Source organism: Streptococcus sp. 2022WUSS083, from assembly GCF_044427155.1.
Taxonomy (GTDB): Bacteria; Bacillota; Bacilli; order Lactobacillales; family Streptococcaceae; genus Streptococcus; species Streptococcus hashimotonensis.
The window spans coordinates 348158-371950 of the sequence record NZ_JAOTGK010000002.1 but is presented as its reverse complement, the minus strand read 5'-3'; the positions used below and the strand labels follow the sequence as shown (position 1 = coordinate 371950).

Below are 23793 nucleotides of genomic sequence, written 5' to 3'. Positions count from 1 at the left end.
TTTCATAGAATCACTCCTTTAGACTAGTTAAATCCTGAGTAAGTTCTCGGTCATGCCCTAGGGCAAATCTATACTTGTTATTTACAATTAGCACCGCAAAAATAATGCTTCCAAAAAGTGCCAAAATACCAAAAATTAAAATCAATACAATCATCATAAAGTCTTCTCCTTTTATCCAAAATACTCTTGTGCTTGCCTATGTGCATTCATCTTCTCTTCTAGCCTGCGTTCTTCCTTGAGATTTTCAAGCGACTTTAGGAGATAGGCAAGTGGGCTTTGGCAATCGTGAGGAATCTGGTCTATCAGATCCAGCACCTCATTACTTAAGACATAGCCGCTTGCTAGGTACTGTCCTATCTGCATCTTTTGGGAATGCGTAAGAGCATATCCCTCTGGATAAAGATAGCGGTCATTATACTTGTTAGCAATCACCTGAAGCAAGGAGTAGTATTCTGGTTTGATATATTTCCCACCAGATGTATCGGATGGAGTGGCATCAGCCCCAGCCTTCCTAGAACTCTGATCACTAATATCAGGATCGTTAAGATTAGTATCATTAGAGTTCGGTCCCGAAACTTCTTGAAGTTTATTTTTCGAACTTCTCGAGGTTTGATTTTGAAACTTCTGGAAGTTTGATTTTGAAACTTCCGCTTCTGGCAAGGGTTTAGCCTGTGGAAAATCCGAATTTACATTTTCAAGGTCGCTAGTTACATTACCCAAATACAGTAGGTTTGGCTTGTTCAAACCTTGTCGAACTTCCTCAAGCAGACCGTATTCTGCTAGTTCTTTCTTAATCTTGATAACTTTATTTTTCCCATAGCCAAGAATAGATTGCAGCTCCTCAACAGTGAAGATGAGATAGACATCACCATTTTCATCTACCCAGTTATTCTTCAGAGACAATTCAAAACGATCCTTTAGGATAGCGTAGGTGAATTTTGACTCGGTACTCATTTGGCGATAATAGACTGACTCTACCAACACCTTTGGGATGCGATAGAAACGCTCGCTAGTCTGTACCTGCTCAACAGATATTCTTCTCATGCCTATGCTCCTAATTCTCTAAATGCCATTTTCCCGTCGGGAGTAAACTTGAGCAAACCATGCATTTCAAGCTCTGCAATAACTTTTTGAGCTTTCTTCTTGGATAGCCCCATACGCTTCATCGTATCTTTGACAAGAATCTGTCTAATCCTCTGTTCTTGTAATGTCATCATTTTCTATCTCCTAAATAAAATCTGTCAGTTCAGGTCGCATTTCTAAGCCTCTAGTAATTCCTCTAACAATAGCTTTGTCTCTTTCGCATGCTCAGTCCCAACAAAGTAGGCTTTAAAATCCACAAGGAGTGGTCTTTTTGTTGAACTCTCTTAATTGACTTAAAGCATCGAATAGCTTTTCGTCTGGAATGAGGTAGCCATTGATACAAGACTGTTCAATGGCATCAAGATAATCAAGATTTTCAGATGAAATGATATCAACGGACTGACTAGAAACACTATCTTTTAATTGATAGATATTTCCTCCGATTGCTTTTCTTGATAAAGATAGTTCAAGACAACTAGAATCCAATCCTTTGATTTCCAGAACTTGCGAACCTTTTAGTTGAATTCGATAAAGACTATCCGGTATTGATGTTACATACTCTATGATATTACTCAATATTTGTTCTCTTCCCATGTTCCATGCAATGCGGTCACTTAAGACAGGATCTATGGTAGAATCATGTTTGATTGAAAAGCGTTCCTTCCCACTCAAGCGTTCCCTTTCAATGTTCACCTCTTCAAGAACGCTTTCAATTTTACTCAAAATAATGCTTTTAACAATGGCTGGTTCAGATTGCACATTAGCATCATCAGAAATTAGCGACTGCTTAATTTTGTTAAAAATATCCATCTATCTAAATCTCCTTTTTCAATTTCATTTCAGTGAGGCAAAGTAGGGAATTATACTATAAAGAGCTACCAGAGCATTCATTAGAAAGAGTAATAAATACAGTAAGTAAGAGTCTCTCCTGTGATAGTTGATAATAAACATTGGGTATAATACTAACGCAAAGATAATGTTAACTGGGGTAAAGATAGACATATAATCTTCCTTTTTGATTTTGATACTAAAAAAGAGTAAACAGATTTCTCTGTTTACTCTTGTAAATTAGGTATTATTTCAAATTCTCAAAACTCTAGACACTTACTAATTCTAAAATATGAATTTTACGCTCTTATCCTATCCTATCCTATTCTTTTTTCCTGTCCACGCCAGTATTGTCCCAAAGAACAATTCGTAAAGGACAAAAAATAATACAAAGCAATGCAAGAAAAACTCTTGTGGCAAAATATATATGACAGGATCCTTTGCAGGGTCAAATAGCCATGTAGAATCCCCTGGAAATAGCACCGTATGAAATAATACAAAAAACTGATCAAAGCCAACAAGAACACCTAATAAACCGATTATCATTGGCGTAAGCATGGTCCAGAAAATGACCTTTTTAACCAAGTCTCCATAACCTTTTAGCAGAATGTTTTTTACAAAAAGCACAAAGGCAGGGAGGGTGAGGATAAAAATCCCCTGAGTTAGATGGAATAAATGTTTCACATCCGCAAAATGTTTCAGACCATCAGCTGAGGATGAAAAATTTGGCATGTCTAAAACACTTGCAAATGGATTGGTCAGATAGTTCATCAAGATATTGAAATTATAGGAAATATCTACCGCTTTCATGTAGACCACTTTTTCCAACCCCAAAAAAGAAATCTCAAACGGATAAACTAGCCAAGCTAAGTAGATGGTTCCTAGAACTGCTGCCGACAAGACAAATAAAATCGTTCCGATAATCTGTAACTTAGTTCTCATCAAAACTCCATTCATCTAAACTATCGAGGACATGGGTTGGAGACAGGGGTAAGTCTGCTACTTCTTCTGGCTTGGTAAATCCAGTCAGGACTAAAAGAGTTGGAAATCCATTGTCAATCCCTGCGCGAATATCCGTCAGGTAGTTATCTCCCACCATAACCGTTTGGCTGCGTTCTGTGCCTAAAATCTCCAGAGCCTTGTCCATGATAATCGCTTCAGGCTTACCGATAAAGGTCGGCTCTACTCGGGTAGCAGCTTTCAAAAGTGCAATAAGTGAGCCTGCTCCTGGCAAATGACCGCTTTCAGTCGGAATGTTCAAATCAGGATTGGTACCGATAAAGGTCGCTCCCTTTTGAATAGCCAAGGTGGCAATGGTTAGTTTTTCATAGGTCAACTGAGTATCCAAGCCGACAACAACATAGGCTGGATTTTCCGTGTCTTCCACATAGCCTGCCTCAAAAATGGCAGACTTGAGCCCGTCTTCTCCAATGACATAGACTGTCTTTTCCTTGCCCAAATCATTCATATAATCTACTGTCGCCAGACTGGCTGTATAGATTGTTTCAAGCGGTGTCTCAATGTTAAAGTTTTCAGCCAACATAGCCTGCACCATCTCAGGACGGCGGGTGGTATTGTTGGTCACGAATAAATAGGGAATCTGACGTTCTTGCAAGCGATGAATAAAACGTTCACCAGCAGGAATCCGCTTTTTCCCTTCATAAATCGTACCATCCAAATCAATCAAATAACCTGTATATGTCATTTTTCCTCCTTAATCAAATCGTGTTTCCCAATGCTCAGACCGACTAGCTTCCAAGCAAAGTGCTAACTGCTCAGCAGTATTTTTCCCAAGGTAGAGCGGTGGTAAGTCATCTAGACTGAAGAAGCCACTGGCAACTGTTTCCGAATTGGGCTGAAACTCCCCGCCAAGGAGACGACATAGAATGAAGACCTTGGTCACGCGGTGAGCTGACTTGGCAGGATTGTTCTTGTGCTTGTCCAAAATCGCAACGACTCGCAGAGCCTCCACATCCAGCCCCGCTTCTTCCTTTACTTCCTTGACAACATTTTCCTTGACGGAGCGGTCCACATCGCACCAACCACCTGGTAAGGACCAGAGCCCATCGTTTTCCTGAACCAGTAGGATTTTATCCTCTTGGAAAATAGCTGCGCGGGTATCCAGCTTGGGTGTCTGATAGCCTGTTTCATTGCAAAACAAGTCTTTCACCACCTCCAAGGGCTGTCCAGATGGCTCTACCAACATTTCCGCCGCAATCTGACGGATTTCCTCAAATCGCTCCATGTCATAAACATCTTTTCCATAAGCCAAGCCTGTCTGAGCCAAGGCTTGTAAACGCACTGCCCATTCCAACCACTTATCCTGCGACATGACTTTCCCTCCATTCTATGACAGCTTGCGCATGGATATGCCCCTCTACCACAATCTCATGCTGGCTGACACCAGCTTCTGCCACCATGCGTGAACTCACCAGGCTAGTCGCCTCTACTTCCTTGAGATACTTGAGTTGGATTTTTTTAGGGACATGGCAGAGCAGAAAATCATAGCCCAGTGCTTCATACATCCATTCCAAGTACTTGCCATTATTGACATGCCCATTCATATCCAAGTCAAAATAGCGAACAGGAAATTCTTGAACAGATGGATTTTCCAAGAGCTGATACTTGGGAGCCCGAGGTAATTTCTTGACCTGCTCAGACTGATAAGGGGCAATCAAATCTTCTGGCACAGGTGCCACCTTGCGAGTCTCAAAATCAATCAGGACAAAATAGCAGAGAATGTCCAGCAAAAGATTGCCCGCCTCATCGTAAATATAGAACATCCGATGACAGAAAAACTTGTTGTAGGCAACCGCTTCTGTTTTTATCGTGACGGTTTCATTGTACTTAGGCAGTGCTTGAATAGTTAGCTCATAATCTGTCACCACCCAAATCAAGCCAAATTCCTGAAAAACATAGAGGTCACTGCGACCCAGTTCTTCCGACTGCCGACCTGACACACCAAGACAGTAGGAAATAAAGTCAGGAAGTTTGATTTCTTGTTTAACATCCACCATATCAAAAGGAATGGTGAACTCTTCTTGGTAGCTTAGTCCCATTGTGTCCTCTTTCTAATCTTCTATAATGAAACGCTCGGCAACTGTATCGCCCAAAAATAATCCCTTTTTCGTCATCCGAAGCCAACGGTCTTCTTCTTGCAAGAGACCTTCATTTTTCAAGTCCCTGACCACCTGACCGTAGCGGTCTTCAAAGGAAATGCCAAACTTTTCCTCGAATCGCTCGATGGACACGCCAGTTTTTTTCCGTAGGCCCAAAAACATCTCTTCTTCCATCTGCTCGGTCTGGCTGAGGAATTCTTCGTGTAAGCGAGAATGGCCTTTTTCGCGGATGGATTTGAGGTAGTGCTGGATGGGGCCGCGGTTGCGATAGCGCATGCCGTCGATGTAGCCAGATGCTCCAGCTCCTAGACCATAGTACTCCGAGTTGTCCCAGTACATGAGGTTGTGGCGACTTTCAAAACCAGGTTTGGTGAAGTTGGAGATTTCGTAGTGCTCGAAGCCGTTTTTCTCCAACTCCTGAAGAATGTAGTCGAACATATCGGACTCCACATCTTCGTTGGGCAGATGCAGGTTGCCACGGCGTTGGCGGTTCATGAAGACCGTGTGGTTCTCCAAAATCAAGCTATAGAGGCTCATGTGGGGAATGTCCAGCTCCAAGGCCTTGGCGACATTGTCCACCACCTGCTCCATGGTCTGACCAGGCAGGGCATAAATCAGGTCAATGGAAATATTGTGAAAACCCGCTTCCTTGAGGGCTGCAATGGTTTCATAAATCTGGGCCTGGTTGTGGCTACGACCGATTTTTTTCAGCATACGGTCATCAAAGGTCTGAACACCCAACGACACCCGATTGCACTTGGACTTTTTCAGAACCGCAATCTTGTCTGCCGTCAAGTCACCTGGATTGGCCTCAATGGTGAATTCTTCCAGCTGTGACAAGTCCAGCAAGTCCTCCAGATTGGTCAGGAGATAATCTAGCTGGTCTGCCGAGAGAGCCGATGGTGTTCCGCCTCCGATATAAAGCGTGCGGAGGGCTGGCAGGTTGTAAAACTTGACCTCTTCCATGAGGGCTGCCAAATACTCGTCAACAGGCTGGTTCTTAATAAAGACCTTGGAAAAGTCACAGTAGTAACAAATCTGGGTGCAAAATGGAATGTGGATATAGGCAGATGTCGGTCGTTTTTTCATAAGAACTATTATAGCACACTGTCTATAAAAATATTTTTTACAGCCATCACTTCCCCCTCAAAACAATGATATAATATAGTAAACTTACAAAATCTACAAAAGGGATTAAGTCATGAACAAAGAACGATTCTATGATGTCATCAACGCTATCTTATCATTCTTATTCTGCCGCTGGCTCTTTATGACCTTTCTTTTTTACCAGTTCTCGACCATTTTTATGACGGTTGATTTTTTACCTAGTCTTACAGCAATACTATTGATGACTGGGGTTTGCTTTACTCTCTTTCGACTGATCTATCAGCCAGACATTTCCCGACTGTCGCTTTGGTTTTTCTATGGATGCTATGGTTTTCTACTGATCTACCTCCTCTTTTTCAAAAGCATGGGCGTCAGAGGTGTCAACTGGGATCTCCTTAGCACCTTCTCTCAAGACCTATTTCTCAATCCTGCTATATTGGTCTTTAACCTCTTACTCTTTTTGCCCCTTGGATTGCTGTTTTCGTTTTCTTGGAAAAAACTTTCTCTCTTTGTAGGTGCTATTTTACTGGTTGAAGCTTGTCAATTCTTCTTTTCACTGGGCTTCTTTGACCTTGGCGACATCTTGCTTAACACCTCTGGCTTTGCCCTTGGAAACTTCTTGGGACAATCCGCAATCGTCCACTCTTTCAAAAATAGAATACAGAAAAAATGACCCCGAAAGGTCATTTTTATATGCTACGCTTCCAAATGCCAGATGTCTTCGTTGTACTGTTGAATAGTACGGTCTGACGAGAAGAAACCTGCTTTAGCGATGTTGACGATGACTTTTTCCAACCAGCTGTCGCGATCTTCATAGTCTGCTAACATCTGCTCTTTAGTCGAGATATAATCTTCCAAATCAAGCAAGGTCATGAAGTGGTCATTGTGCTTAAGGTTGTCCTGTAAGCGCCAGAGACGCTCATCGATCCCACCAGCATGACGAATGGTATCCGATGTAATGAAGTCAATCAATGGACGAATGGCTTCACGTTCGTAGAAGGAATATGGATGGTAGGTTCCATTTGCATAGTGGTCGATAACTGTTTGGCTATCTTGGCCAAAGATATAGATATTTTCATCACCTACCAACTCATGAATTTCCACATTGGCACCATCATCTGTACCGATGGTCAAGGCACCGTTGAGCATGAATTTCATGTTACCTGTACCAGAAGCTTCTTTGGATGCAAGGGAAATTTGCTCTGAAATATCTGCCGCTGGAATAATATAACTCGCCTCAGTTACGTTATAGTTTTCAATCATAACGAGTTGCAAGTGTGGTGCCACATCAGGATCATTTTTAATCACCTGTGACAATACCAAAATCAAATGAATGATGTCCTGTGCGGTTGTGTAGGCAGGTGCAGCCTTTCCTCCAAAGAATACTGTCAATGGGCGGGTAGGAATGTTGCCTGCTTTAATATCCAGATACTTATGGATAACATAGAGGACATTCATCTGCTGACGCTTGTACTCGTGCATGCGCTTGATTTGTACATCAAAGATGGATTCTGGATTAACATGAACACCTTGTGTCTTGGCAATATGACGCTGCAATTTGCGTTTATTATGCTGCTTTGTCTTTTCCAACCAAGATTTCAATTCCTTATCATTTTTGTAATCCAATAGCTTTTCGAGTTCACTTGCATCGTGATGGTAGCCATGTCCAAGTAGGCCGTCCAGGTAGCTTGCTAGACTTGGATTAGCATGCATGAGCCAGCGACGGAAGGTAATCCCATTTGTCTTATTATTGAATTTTTCAGGATATAGCTCATAGAAAGCTTTCAACTCTGAAGTTTTCAAGATCTCTGTATGAAGTGCCGCCACCCCATTAATAGAATAACCATAATGAATATCCATGTGTGCCATGTGAACACGGCCATGTTCATCGATGATATTGACAGCAGGATCATCCTTCACTTCTTTGGCACGACGATCCAATTCTACGATGAACGGTACCAAGTGCGGAACCACATAGTTCAGAAAATCAAGCGGCCATTTTTCCAGCGCCTCTGACAAGATGGTATGGTTGGTATAAGCAGTCATTTTCTTAACAATTTCAACTGCCTCATCAAACGAAATACCACGAAGCTCCAAAAGGCGAATCAATTCTGGAATAACAAGTGATGGGTGAGTATCGTTGATTTGAACAACAGCATAATCAGGCAGGTCATGTAAGTTTGATCCCTTAGCAACCGCTTCGTCAATCAATAGTTGCGCAGCGTTAGAGACCATGAAATACTGCTGGAAGATGCGGAGAACTTTTCCTTCATCGGTCGAATCATCTGGATAGAGGAAAAGAGTCAAGTTTCGGAAAATATCTTCCTTATCAAATTCTATCCCATCATAAATGATATTGTCATCAACTGAACCAAGGTCAAACAAGCGAAGACGATTCTTGCGTTCCATTTTATAACCAGGTACATCGATGTCATACAACTTAGATGTCAAGGTAAAGTTAGCAAATGGCACCTGATAAGAAATCGGTGACTCCGTTAACCATGAACGTGGTGTAATCCACTCGTTTGGCACAGCAGACTGTTGATGGTATTCAAATAATTGTCTAAACAGCCCAAAGTGATAATTCAAGCCGACCCCATCACCATTAAGACCTAGACTAGCAATTGAATCAAGGAAGCAGGCAGCCAAACGACCCAAACCACCATTTCCTAGTGATGGCTCCATCTCCACATCTTCAATAGCAATTAAGTCTTTACCTGCTGCTGCAAGCTGGCTCTTCACCTCATCATAAACACCCAAGTTGATCAAGTTATTAGATAAGAGCTTACCAATTAAGAACTCTGCTGAAATATAGTAGACCTTTTTCTTTTGGTCATTTGTATACTTAGCTTCACTCTGCTGTTTTGTAAAAGCAAGCAAGGCGTAATAGAGTTCTTGGTCTGTACAATCTTCAATGCGTTTAGCATACATAGACTGAACAAAATTTTGTAAATTAATCATAAGGGCTCTCCTAAATATATTAATGTAATCATCCAGAAAGGTTTCGCTCTACCTTTGTAAACGTTTTCTTAATTATACCCTATTTATAAAAAAAAGACAAGCCAACTTCCGTACAAATAGAAATTGGTTCGCCTTTTAAACGAGGCTGGGCAAAAAGTCCAGCCACGCTTCTCAGAGTTCGTGTAAACATCTCAGCGCAGTGGTTGATTGGCAGATTTGTTCGTGTTTCACACTCCAAATCTGACCTAATCAACTGTGCGGGGGGTGGGAAGACGAACTCTTTTTTAGACCAGTCGAGTTCTTTCCCACTCCCAGAATTATTCTTAATTATTCTTAATTATTCTGCAATCAGAGTTTCCAAACCAACTTTCATCATATCCGTGAAAGTATTTTGACGCTCTTCTGCTGTGGTGTCTTCCTCTGGATTAACCAAGCTATCTGAAATCGTCATAATGGCAAGCGTTTGAACGCCAAACTTAGCACCTAGGTAATAAAGTGCAGCCGCTTCCATTTCTACAGCCTTGACACCTAGTTGACCTAATTCTAAGTTGCGACTAAACAATTTTGGAGAATAGAAACTATCTGATGATAAAACATTGCCAACATGCGTTGTCATGTTGAGTTCTTTGGCGATATGATAAGCCTTATCTAAAAGATCAAAATCAGCGATTTGTGGCAAATCGTACTCTGGCCAGTCAATATTAATCATACGAGAGTTGGTCGCAGCTGCCTGAGCCAAGACCAATTCACGGACATGGACATCCTCGTTCAAAGAACCTGCTGTTCCCACACGAATTAGTTTTTTCACACCATATTCGTTAATCAATTCATGGGCATAGATAGAGATGGATGGCATCCCCATACCTGTTCCCATGACAGAGACACGATGACCCTTGTAGGTCCCTGTGTAGCCGAACATATTGCGAACTTCGTTGAAGCAAACTGCATCTTCAAGGAAGTTTTCAGCGATAAATTTAGCACGGAGTGGATCACCAGGAAGCAAAATCTTATCAGCAATTTCGCCTGGTTTTGCGGAAATATGGATAGACATGTAATGTACCTCTTTGTTCTATTTTCGAATGCCTACAACTCAGCCAAGATAGCTTTGACCAAGCCTTTGAAGTTGCCCTTGATTTGCTCGGTTACTTCTACAACTTCTTCGTGATTGAGTTCAGATTGGAAACCAGCCGCAAAGTTTGTGATAGCAGAAATACCCAAGACTTTCATACCTGAGTGAGCTGCCACGATAACTTCTGGCACAGTTGACATACCGACTGCATGGGCACCCATAGTCTTGAAGGCCAAGATTTCAGCAGGTGTTTCATAGGTAGGACCTGTCACACCGAGATAGACACCATCGTCCAACTTGATACCCAATTTTTCCGCAATGGCATGGGCTTTTTCACGGTATTCTTTAGTGTAAGCATTTGACATATCTGGGAAACGTGGACCAAATTCTTCCAAGTTTTCACCAATCAATGGATTTTGGCCAGTCATGTTGATGTGGTCTGTAATGGCCATAAGGGTACCTGGACCGTAGCCGATACCACCTGCAGCATTGGTTACAATCACGCCTTCACAACCAAGGGCTTTCATAACACGGACTGGGAAGGTCACAACTTCCATCGGATTGCCTTCGTAGAAATGGAAACGACCTTGAAGAGCTAAGACCTTACGGCCTGCCAAATCTCCGTATACCAACTTACCAGCGTGGCCCACAACCGTTGACTTGCCCCAGTTTGGAATGTCCGCATAGTCGATCACAATAGCATTTTCAACTTCTTGAGCCAATTCACCCAAACCTGAGCCCAAGATCAAACCAAATTCTGGCTTGACCAAACCTTTTTCTTCTAAGAAAGCTTTTGTTTCATTGATTTTTGCAAGTAAACTCATATTTTCTCCTTTTATAAATAATCCGACCAGTCATATTCTGGCATTTTTTCTTTAATGATTTCAAGCGGACGACAGAGGAAGGCTGTCTGCTCTCGCTCGATAATGGGGCGATTGAGAAGAGCAGGCTCTTCCACTAAACGTTGGAAGATTTCTTCTTCTGACAATCCTGCTCGCTCTTCTTCTGTCAACCGAATAACTGCTGAAGGATGACTGCCCATTTTTTCCAAGAGAGCTGTCAATTCAGCTCCCTTTAATGGCGTTTCCAAATAATTAACCCACTTGACTTCCATATCCTGACTGGACAGCAATATTCTTAATTTTTTACACTTACTACAGTCAGGATTGTAATAGACCGTTAGCTTCTCCATTAAACCAATTGTGACAAGAAGCTTTCGCCAATCATGGCTGTGTCCACTCCGAAGTTTTCCGCAACGGTTGCTGAAATGTCCGCAAAATGGCCTACTGGCAAGACACCACTACCTTTGAAAGCCTTGCTGTATGCCAAGAGTGGCACATATTCGCGTGTGTGATCTGTTCCAGCATAGGATGGATCATTGCCGTGGTCTGCAGTAATCAAGAGCAGGTCATCTTCACGCATATTGTCAATAATCTCTGGAATACGTGCATCAAACTCTTGCAAACAATCGCGGTAGCCTTCGATATTGCGACGGTGACCATACACAGCATCAAAGTCAACTAAGTTTGTGAAGGAGAAACCTTCCTCGAAGTCTGATAACTTCAGAGTATCAATCAACACATCGACACCGTGCATGTTGGACTTGGTGTGACCCATATCATTTGTAATACCTGAACCGTTGAAAATATCACTGATTTTACCAACTGAGTAAGTTGGTACACCCGCATCTGCCAGTTTGTTGAGTACTGTTGCTTCAAACGGTGATACTGCATAGTCGTGACGGTTGGCAGTTCGTGAGAAATTGCCTGGCTCACCAACGTATGGACGGGCGATGATACGGCCTAGAAGAGCTGGGCGTTCAAGGGTAATGGAACGAGCGTATTCACAGATACGATACAACTCATCAAGTGGAATAATATCTTCATGGGCTGCAATCTGAAGCACAGGGTCTGCGGAGGTATAGACGATCAACTCTCCTGTTTCCATTTGGCGAGGGCCAAAGTCATCAATGACAGCTGTACCTGAATACGGCTTGTTTGCTTCGCGGATGATTTTACGACCTGAGAATTCTTCGATTTTTGTCAAAATCTCTTCAGGGAAACCATCCCAGAATGTATCAAATGGCTCAGTAATATTGAGACCCATAATTTCCCAGTGTCCAGTCATGGTATCCTTACCAAGCGATACTTCTTCCAACTTGGTCACGTAACCAGTTGGATGGCTTTCAGCAGGAACTGTCGCAAGCGCTGTATCTCGAGGGATATTTCCAAGACCAATCTTGGTCATATTAGGCACCTCAAGCCCAGCTTTTTCAGAAATGTGACCGAGAGTATCAGATTCTGTATCTGCTACACCAGCATTGAAAAATTTATCTGAGTCTGGTGCTGCGCCGATTCCGACAGAGTCCATAACTACCAAGTGAACACGTTTAAATTTAGGCATAATTGTCTCCTTTATTTGAATAGTTAGATTCAACCAAAATCAACGTCCAACCAAGTTGCTAGACTGGAAATTATCGTTACCACATCTAAACATTTTAATGGGGGGCAATACTTATACAGTCACAGCTCTCGGCATCAAACTTCCTAACCATCAAAACTAGATACTGTTACTCGCTTCGCTGCCTGCTGTTCAGCTATCGCTTTTTCAGTACCTATCGTCTGACTGCTACGAGGTAAGGGGATAGATTTTTGAAGAGTCTAAACGTTCGTGTTTTCATTATACCATAAAAAAGCCTCTCATTGTACCAAAATGAGAAGCGTTTTCAATTTATTTCTTTTCGATGATGTTCGGTCCTTCTGGTGTACCAACAATTACCTTGGAAATCAATCCAATAAAGAGACCGTGTTCTACAACACCGACGGTCCGATCCAATTCTTCCGCCAATGCATATGTGTCTTCTATTCTACGCAAATCAAGGTCGATGATAAAGTTTTGCATATCCGTGATATGTTTTTCGCCATTACGCATACGGAAACTTGGACGATACCCTTTTTTCTCAAATAGTCGGAAAAGATTTTCCGCACCGTACTGTACAACTTCCACCGGCAACTTGAAGGCTCCTAGGGTTTGAACCACCTTAGACTCATCCACAATCCAGATGCAGTCCTTACTATTGACTGCTACCACTTTCTCCATGAGAAGCGCTGCACCACCGCCTTTAATCCCATTGAAGTCTCCATCAACCTCATCTGCTCCATCCACCGTCAGGTCCACATATTCGACTTCGTCGATATTTTTTAGGGGAATCCCAAGGGACGCAGCATGTTCTGCCGTAGCATGAGAGGTCGTTACGCCTGTGATCTGCAAGCCCTCTTCCTCAACCCGGCGACCAATCTCCTGCACGAAATAGTATGCCGTCGAACCAGTACCCAGCCCAACAATCATCCCGTCCGTCACAAATTCCGCCGCCTTAATCCCAACCTGCTCTTTTAGGTTTGTCATCTTTGTCTCCTTTGAAATCATTCATGAAATAATTATACCACGAACTGGTTTAAGAGGATAGAGAATACATAAAATTAACTACTTCAATTTTTCCAGAAAGGCAGTTAATTCTGCCTGTGCTTCTGGTGTGGTGCCGACTAGCTGACCTAGCATGGCTTCAAGCTGGGCTGTAGTTTCTGCTATTTCCTTATCGGTCTGGGCAAGCTTGTCTGCAAGCTCTGTTAGTGGAACAACAGGCTCTTCTTCAAAGGTATCGACATAGCGAGGGATGTTGAGGTTGTAGTCATTTTCCACAATCTCCTCAAAGCTAGCTAGGTGGGCAAACTTGTCCACATCTTGACGGTCTTCATAAGCTTTCAAAATCTTGGCGATATGGTCATCGGTCATGATATTTTGGTTTTTGCCCTTGTCAAATTCTTTAGATGCATCGATAAAGAGGACATCTTTGCTGGTGCGGTTTTTCTTGAGAATGATGACTGTAGTTGGAATGGAGGTATTATAAAAGATGTTGGCTGGTAGACCAATCACGGTGTCAATAGCTCCTTCCTCTAGGAGATGCTGACGAATTTTCTGCTCTGCATTTCCCCTAAAGAGAACCCCGTGAGGGAGGACAATGGCCATGACACCTGAATGCTTGAGGTGGTAGAAACCATGAAGAAGGAAGGCGAAGTCAGCCTTGGACTTGGGTGCAAGGACACCATAGCTGGAGAAACGTGAATCTTGCAAGAAACCAGCATCCCCACTCCACTTCTGAGAATAAGGTGGGTTCATGAGCACCCCGTCAAAATCTGTCGGCTCCGTCGTTGGCCAGTCCGCATCAAGAGTGTCACCAACATGAAGTTTTTGGTTTTCGATGGCAACCCCGTGGAGCATCATGTTCATGCGGGCCAGGTTGTAGGTCGAGGTGTTAATCTCCTGACCGAAGTAGGAAACGGTCGAAGCCTCTTTACTGTAACGCTTGGCGTTAAGAAGAAGGGAACCTGATCCCATGGTTGGGTCATAGAGGGTCATTCCCTTTTGATGTTCCCGTCCAAGAAAGACAATCTGGGTCATGAGGTGGGAAACGGCTTGAGGCGTATAGAACTCGCCTGCTTTCTTACCAGAGTCGCTGGCAAACTGACCAATCAGGTATTCATAGGCATCCCCCAAAACATCTCCATCATGGTTGCTGAGGTTGAGGTCATGGAGTTCTTTAATCAGGGCTGAAATAACCTGATTCTGCTTTTGCGGTGTTGGGCCCAACTTTTTAGAATAAAGGTCAATGTCTTCAAAAAGGTTTTCAAAAATCTCGTTAGACTGCTCAATATCACGGAAGCCCTGTGCCAAATCTTCCAATTGGAAGTTGCTAGTGTGGACTTTTGCCACCAAGGCAGTAAAGGTCAGACCAGGCTCGATAAAGTAACCCAGCTCATCATCAAGGACATCTAGCAAATCTTCCTTAACATCTGGATCTGCAAAGTTTTCTTCATAGAGTGCTTGAGCCTGTGACAAACTATTAAAGGATTCATCAAGATTATCACACACTGCCAAAAGCAACTTGTCTGACAGGTATTTGTAGAAAATCAAGCCCAAAAGGTAGGACTTGTATTCGTTAGCATCCATCTTGCCACGGAGAATATCCGCCGCATTCCAAAGGGACTGGTAAAGGGATTGTGAGTTGTTTTCTTGTGCCATTTGATTTCCTTTTCTCTTATACAAATAATTTACGGAGTAGAGTCTTTTTCATCTCTTTCAAGCTAGCCAGCTTGTCCTCCACCTGAGCAATCTCTTGTTCGAGAGTTTGGAAGAAGGTGCCAATGGCTTCTTGTTCAGGGAGAGTGGGGAGGGAGATTAATAATTCCGTCAACATTGATAATACAATGTAGGGAATATTTCCTGTTCTTGCCTCCTGCTGTATCTTTATAGGCAATTTCTTAGCTATTTCTGAAAAAATATAACTTCTGTCCACTTTAAAATTTGTTAAAACATAAGTTCTTTGATATGCATTGAACTTTCCATCAGCTAGATGCATATACCCAACGGTTGCTCCATTTCCAGCAATTGTGATTGCTGGCCCTTCAAATTCTGCAACATCAATTCTATATTTTTTTATTCCCGAAGTGTAGAAATCGTATTCACCATTTTCAACCATTGCATTGGCATCTAGTTTTCCAGTCCTAATATCACATAGCTCCCCCAACTTGACTTCTTTCCAGTCGTCTTCAAAGCCTTGGAAGCGGAGGGCAGGTTTGGTTTGTCCCTTGGCTGGAAAGAGGAGTTTGAGATAGGTCTTCTTCTGCTCCTTGAGCATGTCCAACTTATGCTGATGAAGGGTGATGTGTCGGTCGAGGGTGGAGAAGAAAGTGCCGATGGCGGATTGTTCTTTTGGCGAAGGTATATGGACTACAAAATTTTCTACAGCTTTCTTAGATATATTTAGCTGGGAAGAGCCTGCTCCTTGTAATTTAAAGTAATGCTGATTAGCATTTATATATGAAAATAAATATTTACAGTCTGCATAATCATTGTTTCTTAATAGAGCTACCCGTTGATTTAACACAAATCTATCGTCTTCTGGAATAATTGCTACTCTGCCAAGTAAATCTCCATGTCCCACATCACTAAGAACCATAACTAAATCATTTTTATTTAGCGTTTCTGAAGCAGAATTGATAAATTTACCAGATGGTTTTAAGCCACCCTCAATAGAAATTGAATTTAAGTTTATTAGTTCGTATTTACCAAAATCAGATTGATTATCCTCATACCCTTTTCCATTCCGATAACTTGTGAGTTCCCCCAACTTCCGCAGTTCCCAAGCGTCAGTGTAGCCTTGGAAACGATAGGCTGGGATATTATTGTTTGTTTTCATTTAATCTCCTCTCAACATAATACAATATCTCTATTAGTATTGATAAATCTTAAACGCTCTGTCTTTTGGGCACCCCAATAAGATAATGTGGTTTGAATACTATTCCTTCTTTCAATATCAAACTCATCAACATAAATATTTACAGCAGGAATCACTTCAAAAATTTTCCTAAAGTATGGAGCATCTACACCATCTTTTTCACGAAGACCAAAACCTATGAAGTAGATTTCCTCAACATTTTTTATTTTTTCAAAAAAATCCTTGCTGTGTGAACTGTTTAGGATTTCTCCAACTGGTTTTACCAAAGAATTTACCAATGGTGAAAGATGCGTAGCAACATCCATAGGATTATCAAAATCTTCACTCTCAAGATTATGACCAAAAACCAGATTTTCCCCTATCTCACCATGGATATGATAAATATTTTCGGATGGAATACCATAAAAATCTTCTAAAACATGTGTGTAGTTAAAATTTAAAAATACACTATCTCTATTTAAGATGATCGTTTCTTTACTCAAACTACCTTGGTAGCACTGCTTACGGTAATTTTTTACAAAGATTTTCCAGTTATCATATGTTACTGCAATCCATTCCGAGAACAATTTCGAAATGACAGGTGTCAGTAGTTTTAAATTTTCTCCAACTTCCTCAGCATTGTAAGCCATAACACTACCATTAAAATCGCCTTCTTTATCAGTAAACTCTTCCATGTCTATCTCAATCTCTGTAAAACGTCCCAAACTTTGTTCAAAATCTGACCAATAAACTGTATCCCTCATGATTTGTAACATAAACTGATAAAACAACTCCGAAACCTTTGTAAAATCCGTTGTTTGGTCTATATTAAACTCCTGAATGTCAAAATCGTTGACATATCTTTCCAAATCTTTGTCTAAATCATCAAGATACTCTGCTATATCCTCTTTTCCAGAAAGTCCTGTCAAATTTTCATCTTTACCAAATGTCTCATAAACATACTTTTTGAAATAGAGGTAGTCTGATTTTAATCCATGTGCTATGTCAAACCCATTTCCAATAATGAATAGTTTATCCATCTTCCTACCTCCCCCTCAATGGCAGGATCTCTTCCGCAATCATGTTCATATAGTCCTCTTTGAGGGCTTTTTTGTATTTGAGCTTGTTGAGGGCTTGGTCGCCCTTGTTTTCCTTGTAGCTTGTATAATCGTAGGTATCAACAAGGGCTTTTTCTCCGATTTGCTTGTCCTTTCCGACTCGGTAGTTGTCCACGATAAACTGGAGTTCGTCTTCTCCGACACACCAATCTCGTGCGGTGGATACGACTTGCTCACGGATGGTTAGATCAATCATCTCGTCTAGCTTGTGGGCGATGGATTGGCCCTTGTAATCTTGAGTATTGGTCTGGGCTTCCTGCCAGATTTTGGAGATGAGTTGGGAGAGTTTGGGATTGGTCTTGTCTAAGTCGGCGATGTAGTTGTCCACCAATTTTTTCTCTTTGTCAGGGATGACTTGGTTTTTACTGTCAATCAGGTTTTGGATGAGGGAGATGATATAGTGGTAGTTGATTTCGTCTGTACGAACAGACTCCAGCTCGTACTCGATGTCAAAAGGCGTTTCATCTACTCCCTCGTCTTCCTTACGACGTCTGCGGAGTTCTTCGATGACATTTTGGTATTGTCCAGAAAAATTCTCAATATCCTCCAGGCTCAGCCCGATTTCCTTGAGCATGTCCTCTTGCTCGTATTCGGCATAGACCTGCACAGAGGCAAAGAGTTTGTCAAATTCCTGGAAGGCCTTGGCAAAGCGTTTCAACTCGGCATCACTGCTGGCATCTAGGTCTGGTGTCATTTCAGGACTTGGGGCAATGACCAGCAACTGCTGAACCTTTTCCTTGAACTTGGCTTTTTCTTCCAACCAAGTCGGAGCCAGCACCGCAAACTCGCCACCATTTGAGTAAAGACTGAGGGCCTCGTCAACCCTTTCCTTAAAGCGTTCTGGAGTCTGGAATGTAACGATTTGTCCAAACTTCTTGCCCTCGTCAAAGAGACGATTGGTGCGTGAAAAGGCCTGGATGATGTGCTGGGGTTTCATAGGTTGCCTGTCCATGAAAATGGTAGACAAGCACGGAGCATCAAATCCCGTCAGCAAGCGATCCACTACAATAACCAAGTCCAACTGCTCCTCACGGAAGGCATACTTATCTTTTTTGCGTGCCAAGCGGTCGTTGAGGTCGGTATTGTAGGAACCAAGGGTCGACAGAGTGAAGTGTGTATCAAACATAGCATTGTAGTCGTCCAAACTCTTGCTCATGTAGTCTTGGTTGGCAAAGGAAGATTCGTCGTTCTCAGTCACTGAGTAGGTGATAGCGACTTTTGGAAAATCAGGCAAGACTTTTTTGACTGATTCCGAAATTGTCAGGCTCTTCTGTCCTGCCTTAACTTCCTGTATCAGGTCATAGTAGGCTTGGGCACGGGCGATGGACTTGACAGTCAGTAGGCCCTCGTAGGTTTTCCCTACACCGTTTTGGAAACCGAGTTTGCGTTTGGATTTGTTTAAAATAGCATCCAAAACCATCAGCATATGCCGTTCATCGTCATAAAACTCGTCTTCGATTTCATCCTCAGCCCAGCCAGGCATGGTGGTCTGATATTCCACTTGGAAACCAAGAACAGCTCGATCATGGATGGCTTCTTTGACCGTATATTCATGGAGACATGGCCCATACTGTTCTTCTGTCGTCTGGGCTAAATCGCCTTTTTGCTCCCGCTTGTTCTCCTTGAAAATAGGAGTACCTGTAAAGCCATACCAGAGTGAGTTAACAAAGAACTGTTCCAAAATCCGCTGGCGTTCTGGGGTGACAGCCCGGTGGCATTCGTCCACAACAAAGGCTAGATTAAGGTTCTTAACACGTTGGTGGAATTTCTCATGAAGCCCCTCTTCAAATTGACGCAGGAGGGTATTGAGTTTTTGGATAGTGGTGACGACGACACGGCGGTCTTCTGAAGCCAGATTTTTCAACAAGTGCTGGGTGTCGTCCGTCTGGTCAATATCTATCATGTCATTTTCCGCGTAGGACATAAAGGCAGCTGTAGTCTGCTGGTCAAGATCCGTACGGTCAATGACAAAAATGGTCTTCTCAATGGATGGAATTTGCAGGAGATTACGAGCCACCTTGTAGGAAGTCAGGGTCTTACCTGAACCAGTTGTATGCCAGATATAGCCTGACTGACGAAGACGACTGGCTTCTCGGATAGCTTCAATGGCATGGATCTGATAGGGACGAAGCAGGATAAGGGCTTTTTTGTCGTCGTCAATCACCGAATATTGCATGACCAATTGGTGAGCCATGGGAATGGAAAGGACCTCTCTGGCAAAGTCAAATAGATGAGGTTGAGCTTGGTTGTTCTTATCCACCCATTTGGTCAAAAAGCGATCATTGAGTTTGGATTCTTTGGCAGCGGCGATGTAGCGGGTGTCTGTGATATTGGACACAACAAACATCTGTAAGCTCGAAAAGATCCCTTTAAACTGACCCTCTTGCTCGTATTTCCGAATCTGACGAAAAGCATCCATATAGGGATGGGAACGGCTCTTGAGCTCAATATGAATCATAGGAAGTCCGTTAATCAAGAGGGTCACATCCCCCCGTCTTTGTCTGGCAGCATCGCCACCTGTCACAACTTGGTTAACGACCTCATAGCTGGACTTACCCCCAGCAACATTGTGTCGCCAGATGACTTCCAATCGGATGGTGCCCAGACTAGCATCTTCTCGTTGGACTTGAACCTTGGCAATGCCATTCTCACCTGCTAGCCACTTGGCAGCTTCGTAGAAATTGATAAAGTTGAGTTGGTTCTTGATTTGGTGTTTTTCTTGGTCTGTTAGGGGATGGTCAGCTAAATGGCGGACGTTATTAGCCTCTAGCTTGGCGAAAAAGTTGGACCAAAGGAGTTCTTCACTATTGAGTTCAGGACGATAGACCCACTGACTCTCTCCGCTGGTCAAATGGCGGATAAGTTCATCTTCTATCTGTAGCTCATTAGCAGGCTTCTTGGTCTGATAAAGAGCCTGAGAGTCAACCAACTCCCGCTGACCAGGTAGTAAACGTAGACTGACTTGAAAATCTTTTAAGTCCTCTTCATTCACTTTCTGTAGCAAGCTCAGAAGATGTTTGCGGAAACCGATTAACTGACCGTGGGCATCTGCTAATTTCTGCTCGGCTTGTGCATAGTGGTCTGGCTTACGCTTGATGTCCAGATAGCCTTTGACAATATCGGTCAGGCAGGCTTGTTCCACTTGGTAAACAGCCTCCAACTCCAAGGCATTGTCCTGTCTTTCTAGTTTTTCCAGCAAGCCTGTTTGGTATTCTTCAATAGCCTTTACTTCTTCCAGCAATTCTGGTGCATATACTGGTATGTCTAGCATAAGTTGTTGCCAAGTCATCTAGACACCTGCCTTTCGATAACGCAAAAAGCCTGCCAAGTCTGGCAGGTTTCGTTTACTATAGAATTGAACAAGTGTTTTAGATTGCTTTGATATATATATATATATATGTGCAAACCTATTTAGAAGTTTCATATCTCTCTCCTAAAAAATACAAAGATTATGTAGGTTAATTTTATCATATTTTATAACAGAAAGGAATAGAAAAACAATTGATTGAGCGGGTATTCACACTTCCTCATCCCTCATCTGTGCTTTTTTCATCATTCCATGATACACTAATAGATAAGACGATTTTAGAAAGAAAGATATATGATCACCAAAGAATTCGACACTATTACAGCCATTTCAACTCCTCTCGGTGAGGGGGCCATCGGGATTGTCCGCCTGTCTGGGACGGACGCTTTTGCCATTGCCAGCAAGGTTTTCAAGGGAAAGGACTTAGCAACGGTTCCTAGCCACAGCCTCAACTACGGCCACATTATTGACCCTGCGACAGGGCAAGTGCTTGACGAGGTCATGCTGGGTGTTATGCGTTCCCCAAAGACCTTCACCCGCGAGGATGTCATCGAGATTAACACCCACGGAGGAATCGCCGTTACCAACGAAATCCTCCAGCTCCTGATTCGCCAAGGTGCTCGAATGGCTGAGCCAGGCGAGTTTACCAAACGTGCCTTTCTCAACGGCCGTGTGGATTTGACCCAGGCCGAGGCCGTCATGGATGTTATCCGTGCCAAGACCGACAAGGCCATGCACAATGCCGTCCGCCAACTTGACGGCTCCCTCTCCCAGCTCATTAACGACACCCGCCAGGAAATCCTCAATACGCTGGCACAGGTCGAGGTCAACATCGACTACCCCGAGTATGACGACGTCGAGGAGGCGACGACAGAGCTGGTCCGTGAGAAGACCCTCCAGTTCCAAGCTCTTTTGGAAAATCTCCTCCGTACTGCCCGCCGTGGAAAAATCCTGCGTGAAGGCATCGCAACCGCTATTATCGGTCGTCCAAATGTGGGAAAATCCAGCCTGCTCAATAACCTCCTCCGCGAGGAAAAAGCCATCGTTACAGATATCGCAGGAACAACCCGCGACGTTATCGAAGAATACGTTAACATCAAGGGCGTCCCCCTCAAGCTGATTGATACAGCAGGTATCCGTGAAACAGACGACATCGTTGAAAAAATCGGCGTGGAACGATCTAAAAAAGCCCTTGAGGAGGCCGACCTCATCCTGCTAGTCCTCAACGCATCCGAGCCACTGACCGAGCAAGACCGCAACCTACTAGCCATTTCCGATTTGGCAAACCGTATCGTCCTACTCAACAAGACCGATCTGGAAGAACAGATTGAGGCAGACCAACTGCCTGAGGATGTCATCCGCATTTCCGTCTTGAAAAACCAGAATATCGACCAAATCGAAGAAAAAATCAACCAGCTCTTCTTTGAAAATGCTGGTCTGGTAGAGCAAGATGCCACCTACCTCTCCAATTCTCGTCATATTTCCCTTATTGAGCAAGCCGTCCAAAGCCTACAAGCTGTCAATGACGGACTGGAAATGGGTATGCCAGTTGACTTGTTACAGGTTGACCTGACACGCTGTTGGCAGATTTTGGGAGAAATCACAGGCGATGCAGCTCCAGATGAACTCATCACCCAACTCTTTAGCCAATTCTGTCTTGGAAAATAAGAACAAAAGTCATGTAAGAAATCTTGCATGACTTTATTTGTATATTAACACATAATTTCTTGTCTAAGATGACAAATTTAGATATACTAAACAGTGAAAGGAGGTCTTCCTATGAAAAAAATCATCATCTGTATTGCACTCCTATCCTGCCTTGTTTTTCCCTTTATCGGTTGGAAACTCTACGCCTACCAGCACAACAAAATAAGCTTAACTGAGAATGCTGATTTCTACCTGGTTTATCCCGGTAAGGTCGAAGCCTTTCAGCTAAATGGTCAAGAACCAGAGCTGCTTCATACCCAAAAAATGAATTCAGAAGGCTATTTTGGTTCTGGTGAAAATTATGTCATAGACAATCGGTATCTAGTCTTTACCAACGATCAGCAAAAATTCATTAACGACAATCTGATATCCATCGATTTCAATACTGGCACTGTCTTGCGAAAGCCAAGTCAGTATAGTAGCTATATCAGTGGTACAGATGGACAAGACTTTTATACAGCGGGGCCCTATCACATACTAGCGCAATTTGACAGGAATTTTGATACCATTCAAACCCACGTTTTAAACGATGACTTCATCCCAAGTGCTCCAGTCATGGTAGACCAAACGTCAGTCTATTTAACTGGTTTTGTGAAAGATTTTACCCAAGAAGGACCCGAAGAAAATGTCTTGATTGTATTTGATAAGAAAGATTTTTCAAAACAAGAGGTATTTAAGTACGACAATACCATTGTCACAGGAGAAGGGCTTTTGGTCAATGGAACCATCTATCTCCCAAATTTAGGGAAAAAAACAAGTGAGTATGAGGACATTGAACAGTCATCCGAACTCCTGACCTTCGATACAAGAACAAAAACATTTTCGTCAGTAACTTTAGAACACCCCTCACCAAGCACACTACATGCTCTCAAAGACCAGAAGCTTCTCCTCATCGAACATCAAAATGGTATGTTTAGCCCGATCTCATTTACAATTTACAATACCCAAACAGGTCAAGAGAGCTACCATCGTCTAGACGAGCTTAATCCTCGTCCTTATTATATTGACCATGTCCGTCAACTAGACGGTAACAGATTATTATTGATTCTGGCTGGTAAGGCACTCATCTATGACTGGCAAGCAAAAAAAGTTTTAAGCCAAACCATTCTATCTGAAGATTATGTCAGCGGGGTGTGGGTAAATGACTGATAAACAAAAACGAATCTCAATAAAGATTGTAAAAGTCCCAAGATTACTCTTTCTTGGGACTTTCGCATATT

General features: G+C 42.7%; 22 protein-coding genes. 3 read left to right on the top strand and 19 right to left on the bottom strand.

Annotated features, from left to right (window positions below; translation table 11 throughout):
• Nucleotides 1-10: 10 nt before the first annotated feature.
• The 9 genes from ODU41_RS03790 to hemW form a co-directional block, all read right to left on the bottom strand.
• Entirely contained in the window at nucleotides 11-157 is a 147-nt protein-coding gene (locus ODU41_RS03790; RefSeq protein ID WP_153596348.1) for a hypothetical protein, read from the bottom strand.
• Nucleotides 158-171: 14 nt separating this feature from the next.
• A complete protein-coding gene (locus ODU41_RS03785; protein ID WP_398578668.1) occupies nucleotides 172-1044 on the bottom strand; it encodes a replication initiator protein A in 873 nt (290 codons plus the stop codon).
• Nucleotides 1045-1046: 2 nt separating this feature from the next.
• A complete protein-coding gene (locus tag ODU41_RS03780) occupies nucleotides 1047-1217 on the bottom strand; it encodes a hypothetical protein (RefSeq protein ID WP_153308754.1) in 171 nt (56 codons plus the stop codon).
• 112 nt (nucleotides 1218-1329) lie between these two features.
• The gene (locus ODU41_RS03775) at nucleotides 1330-1893 is read right to left on the bottom strand and encodes a hypothetical protein (protein WP_398578667.1); all 564 of its coding nucleotides are present in this window, start codon (nucleotides 1891-1893) and stop codon (nucleotides 1330-1332) included.
• 330 nt (nucleotides 1894-2223) lie between these two features.
• Nucleotides 2224-2853, bottom strand: coding sequence for a TIGR01906 family membrane protein (locus tag ODU41_RS03770; RefSeq protein WP_074391445.1), 630 nt, complete (start codon nucleotides 2851-2853; stop codon nucleotides 2224-2226).
• Nucleotides 2843-3616 (bottom strand): TIGR01457 family HAD-type hydrolase, encoded by a 774-nt coding sequence (locus ODU41_RS03765; RefSeq protein WP_105115367.1) that lies wholly within the window; start codon nucleotides 3614-3616, stop codon nucleotides 2843-2845. Before ODU41_RS03765 ends, ODU41_RS03770 begins: the two co-directional genes overlap by 11 nt.
• Before the next feature lie 9 nt (nucleotides 3617-3625).
• Nucleotides 3626-4243: an NUDIX hydrolase gene (locus tag ODU41_RS03760; protein WP_024414011.1), complete on the bottom strand. Its 618-nt coding sequence runs from the start codon at nucleotides 4241-4243 to the stop codon at nucleotides 3626-3628.
• Entirely contained in the window at nucleotides 4230-4970 is a 741-nt protein-coding gene (locus tag ODU41_RS03755; protein WP_024414012.1) for an acyl-ACP thioesterase domain-containing protein, read from the bottom strand. Before ODU41_RS03755 ends, ODU41_RS03760 begins: the two co-directional genes overlap by 14 nt.
• A gap of 12 nt (nucleotides 4971-4982) precedes the next feature.
• Nucleotides 4983-6119 (bottom strand): radical SAM family heme chaperone HemW, encoded by a 1137-nt coding sequence (gene hemW / locus ODU41_RS03750; RefSeq protein WP_024414013.1) that lies wholly within the window; start codon nucleotides 6117-6119, stop codon nucleotides 4983-4985.
• A gap of 112 nt (nucleotides 6120-6231) precedes the next feature.
• Between hemW and ODU41_RS03745 the strand changes: the two genes are divergently transcribed.
• Entirely contained in the window at nucleotides 6232-6810 is a 579-nt protein-coding gene (locus ODU41_RS03745) for a VanZ family protein (protein WP_074391447.1), read from the top strand.
• 23 nt (nucleotides 6811-6833) lie between these two features.
• Here ODU41_RS03745 and ODU41_RS03740 read toward each other — a convergent pair whose 3' ends face one another.
• From ODU41_RS03740 to ODU41_RS03695, 10 genes are all read right to left on the bottom strand, one after another.
• Entirely contained in the window at nucleotides 6834-9098 is a 2265-nt protein-coding gene (locus ODU41_RS03740; protein WP_105115369.1) for a glycogen/starch/alpha-glucan phosphorylase, read from the bottom strand.
• Nucleotides 9099-9435: 337 nt separating this feature from the next.
• A complete protein-coding gene (gene deoD / locus ODU41_RS03735) occupies nucleotides 9436-10149 on the bottom strand; it encodes a purine-nucleoside phosphorylase (RefSeq protein WP_014638302.1) in 714 nt (237 codons plus the stop codon).
• 32 nt (nucleotides 10150-10181) lie between these two features.
• The gene (locus tag ODU41_RS03730) at nucleotides 10182-10991 is read right to left on the bottom strand and encodes a purine-nucleoside phosphorylase (protein WP_024385405.1); all 810 of its coding nucleotides are present in this window, start codon (nucleotides 10989-10991) and stop codon (nucleotides 10182-10184) included.
• Between the two features lie 11 nt (nucleotides 10992-11002).
• Nucleotides 11003-11359, bottom strand: a complete 357-nt coding sequence (locus ODU41_RS03725) for an arsenate reductase family protein (RefSeq protein ID WP_024414016.1) — start codon at nucleotides 11357-11359, stop codon at nucleotides 11003-11005.
• Nucleotides 11359-12570, bottom strand: coding sequence for a phosphopentomutase (locus ODU41_RS03720; RefSeq protein WP_012027384.1), 1212 nt, complete (start codon nucleotides 12568-12570; stop codon nucleotides 11359-11361). Before ODU41_RS03720 ends, ODU41_RS03725 begins: the two co-directional genes overlap by 1 nt.
• 327 nt (nucleotides 12571-12897) lie before the next feature.
• Nucleotides 12898-13572 (bottom strand): ribose-5-phosphate isomerase RpiA, encoded by a 675-nt coding sequence (rpiA, locus tag ODU41_RS03715; protein ID WP_105115371.1) that lies wholly within the window; start codon nucleotides 13570-13572, stop codon nucleotides 12898-12900.
• Between the two features lie 78 nt (nucleotides 13573-13650).
• Complete coding sequence (locus ODU41_RS03710) at nucleotides 13651-15246, bottom strand: type I restriction-modification system subunit M (RefSeq protein WP_105115372.1); 1596 nt, start codon at nucleotides 15244-15246, stop codon at nucleotides 13651-13653.
• A gap of 16 nt (nucleotides 15247-15262) precedes the next feature.
• A complete protein-coding gene (locus ODU41_RS03705; RefSeq protein WP_105115373.1) occupies nucleotides 15263-16423 on the bottom strand; it encodes a restriction endonuclease subunit S in 1161 nt (386 codons plus the stop codon).
• Between the two features lie 11 nt (nucleotides 16424-16434).
• The gene (locus ODU41_RS03700; protein WP_105115374.1) at nucleotides 16435-17481 is read right to left on the bottom strand and encodes an AbiH family protein; all 1047 of its coding nucleotides are present in this window, start codon (nucleotides 17479-17481) and stop codon (nucleotides 16435-16437) included.
• Between the two features lie 4 nt (nucleotides 17482-17485).
• Entirely contained in the window at nucleotides 17486-20848 is a 3363-nt protein-coding gene (locus ODU41_RS03695) for a type I restriction endonuclease subunit R (RefSeq protein WP_105115375.1), read from the bottom strand.
• 312 nt (nucleotides 20849-21160) lie between these two features.
• On the opposite strand from ODU41_RS03695, the gene mnmE reads away from it, so the two are divergent.
• Both mnmE and ODU41_RS03685 read left to right on the top strand, forming a co-directional pair.
• Nucleotides 21161-22534: a tRNA uridine-5-carboxymethylaminomethyl(34) synthesis GTPase MnmE gene (gene mnmE, locus ODU41_RS03690; protein ID WP_024383769.1), complete on the top strand. Its 1374-nt coding sequence runs from the start codon at nucleotides 21161-21163 to the stop codon at nucleotides 22532-22534.
• A gap of 111 nt (nucleotides 22535-22645) precedes the next feature.
• Nucleotides 22646-23722, top strand: coding sequence for a hypothetical protein (locus ODU41_RS03685; RefSeq protein WP_398578666.1), 1077 nt, complete (start codon nucleotides 22646-22648; stop codon nucleotides 23720-23722).
• Nucleotides 23723-23793 lie beyond the last annotated feature (71 nt).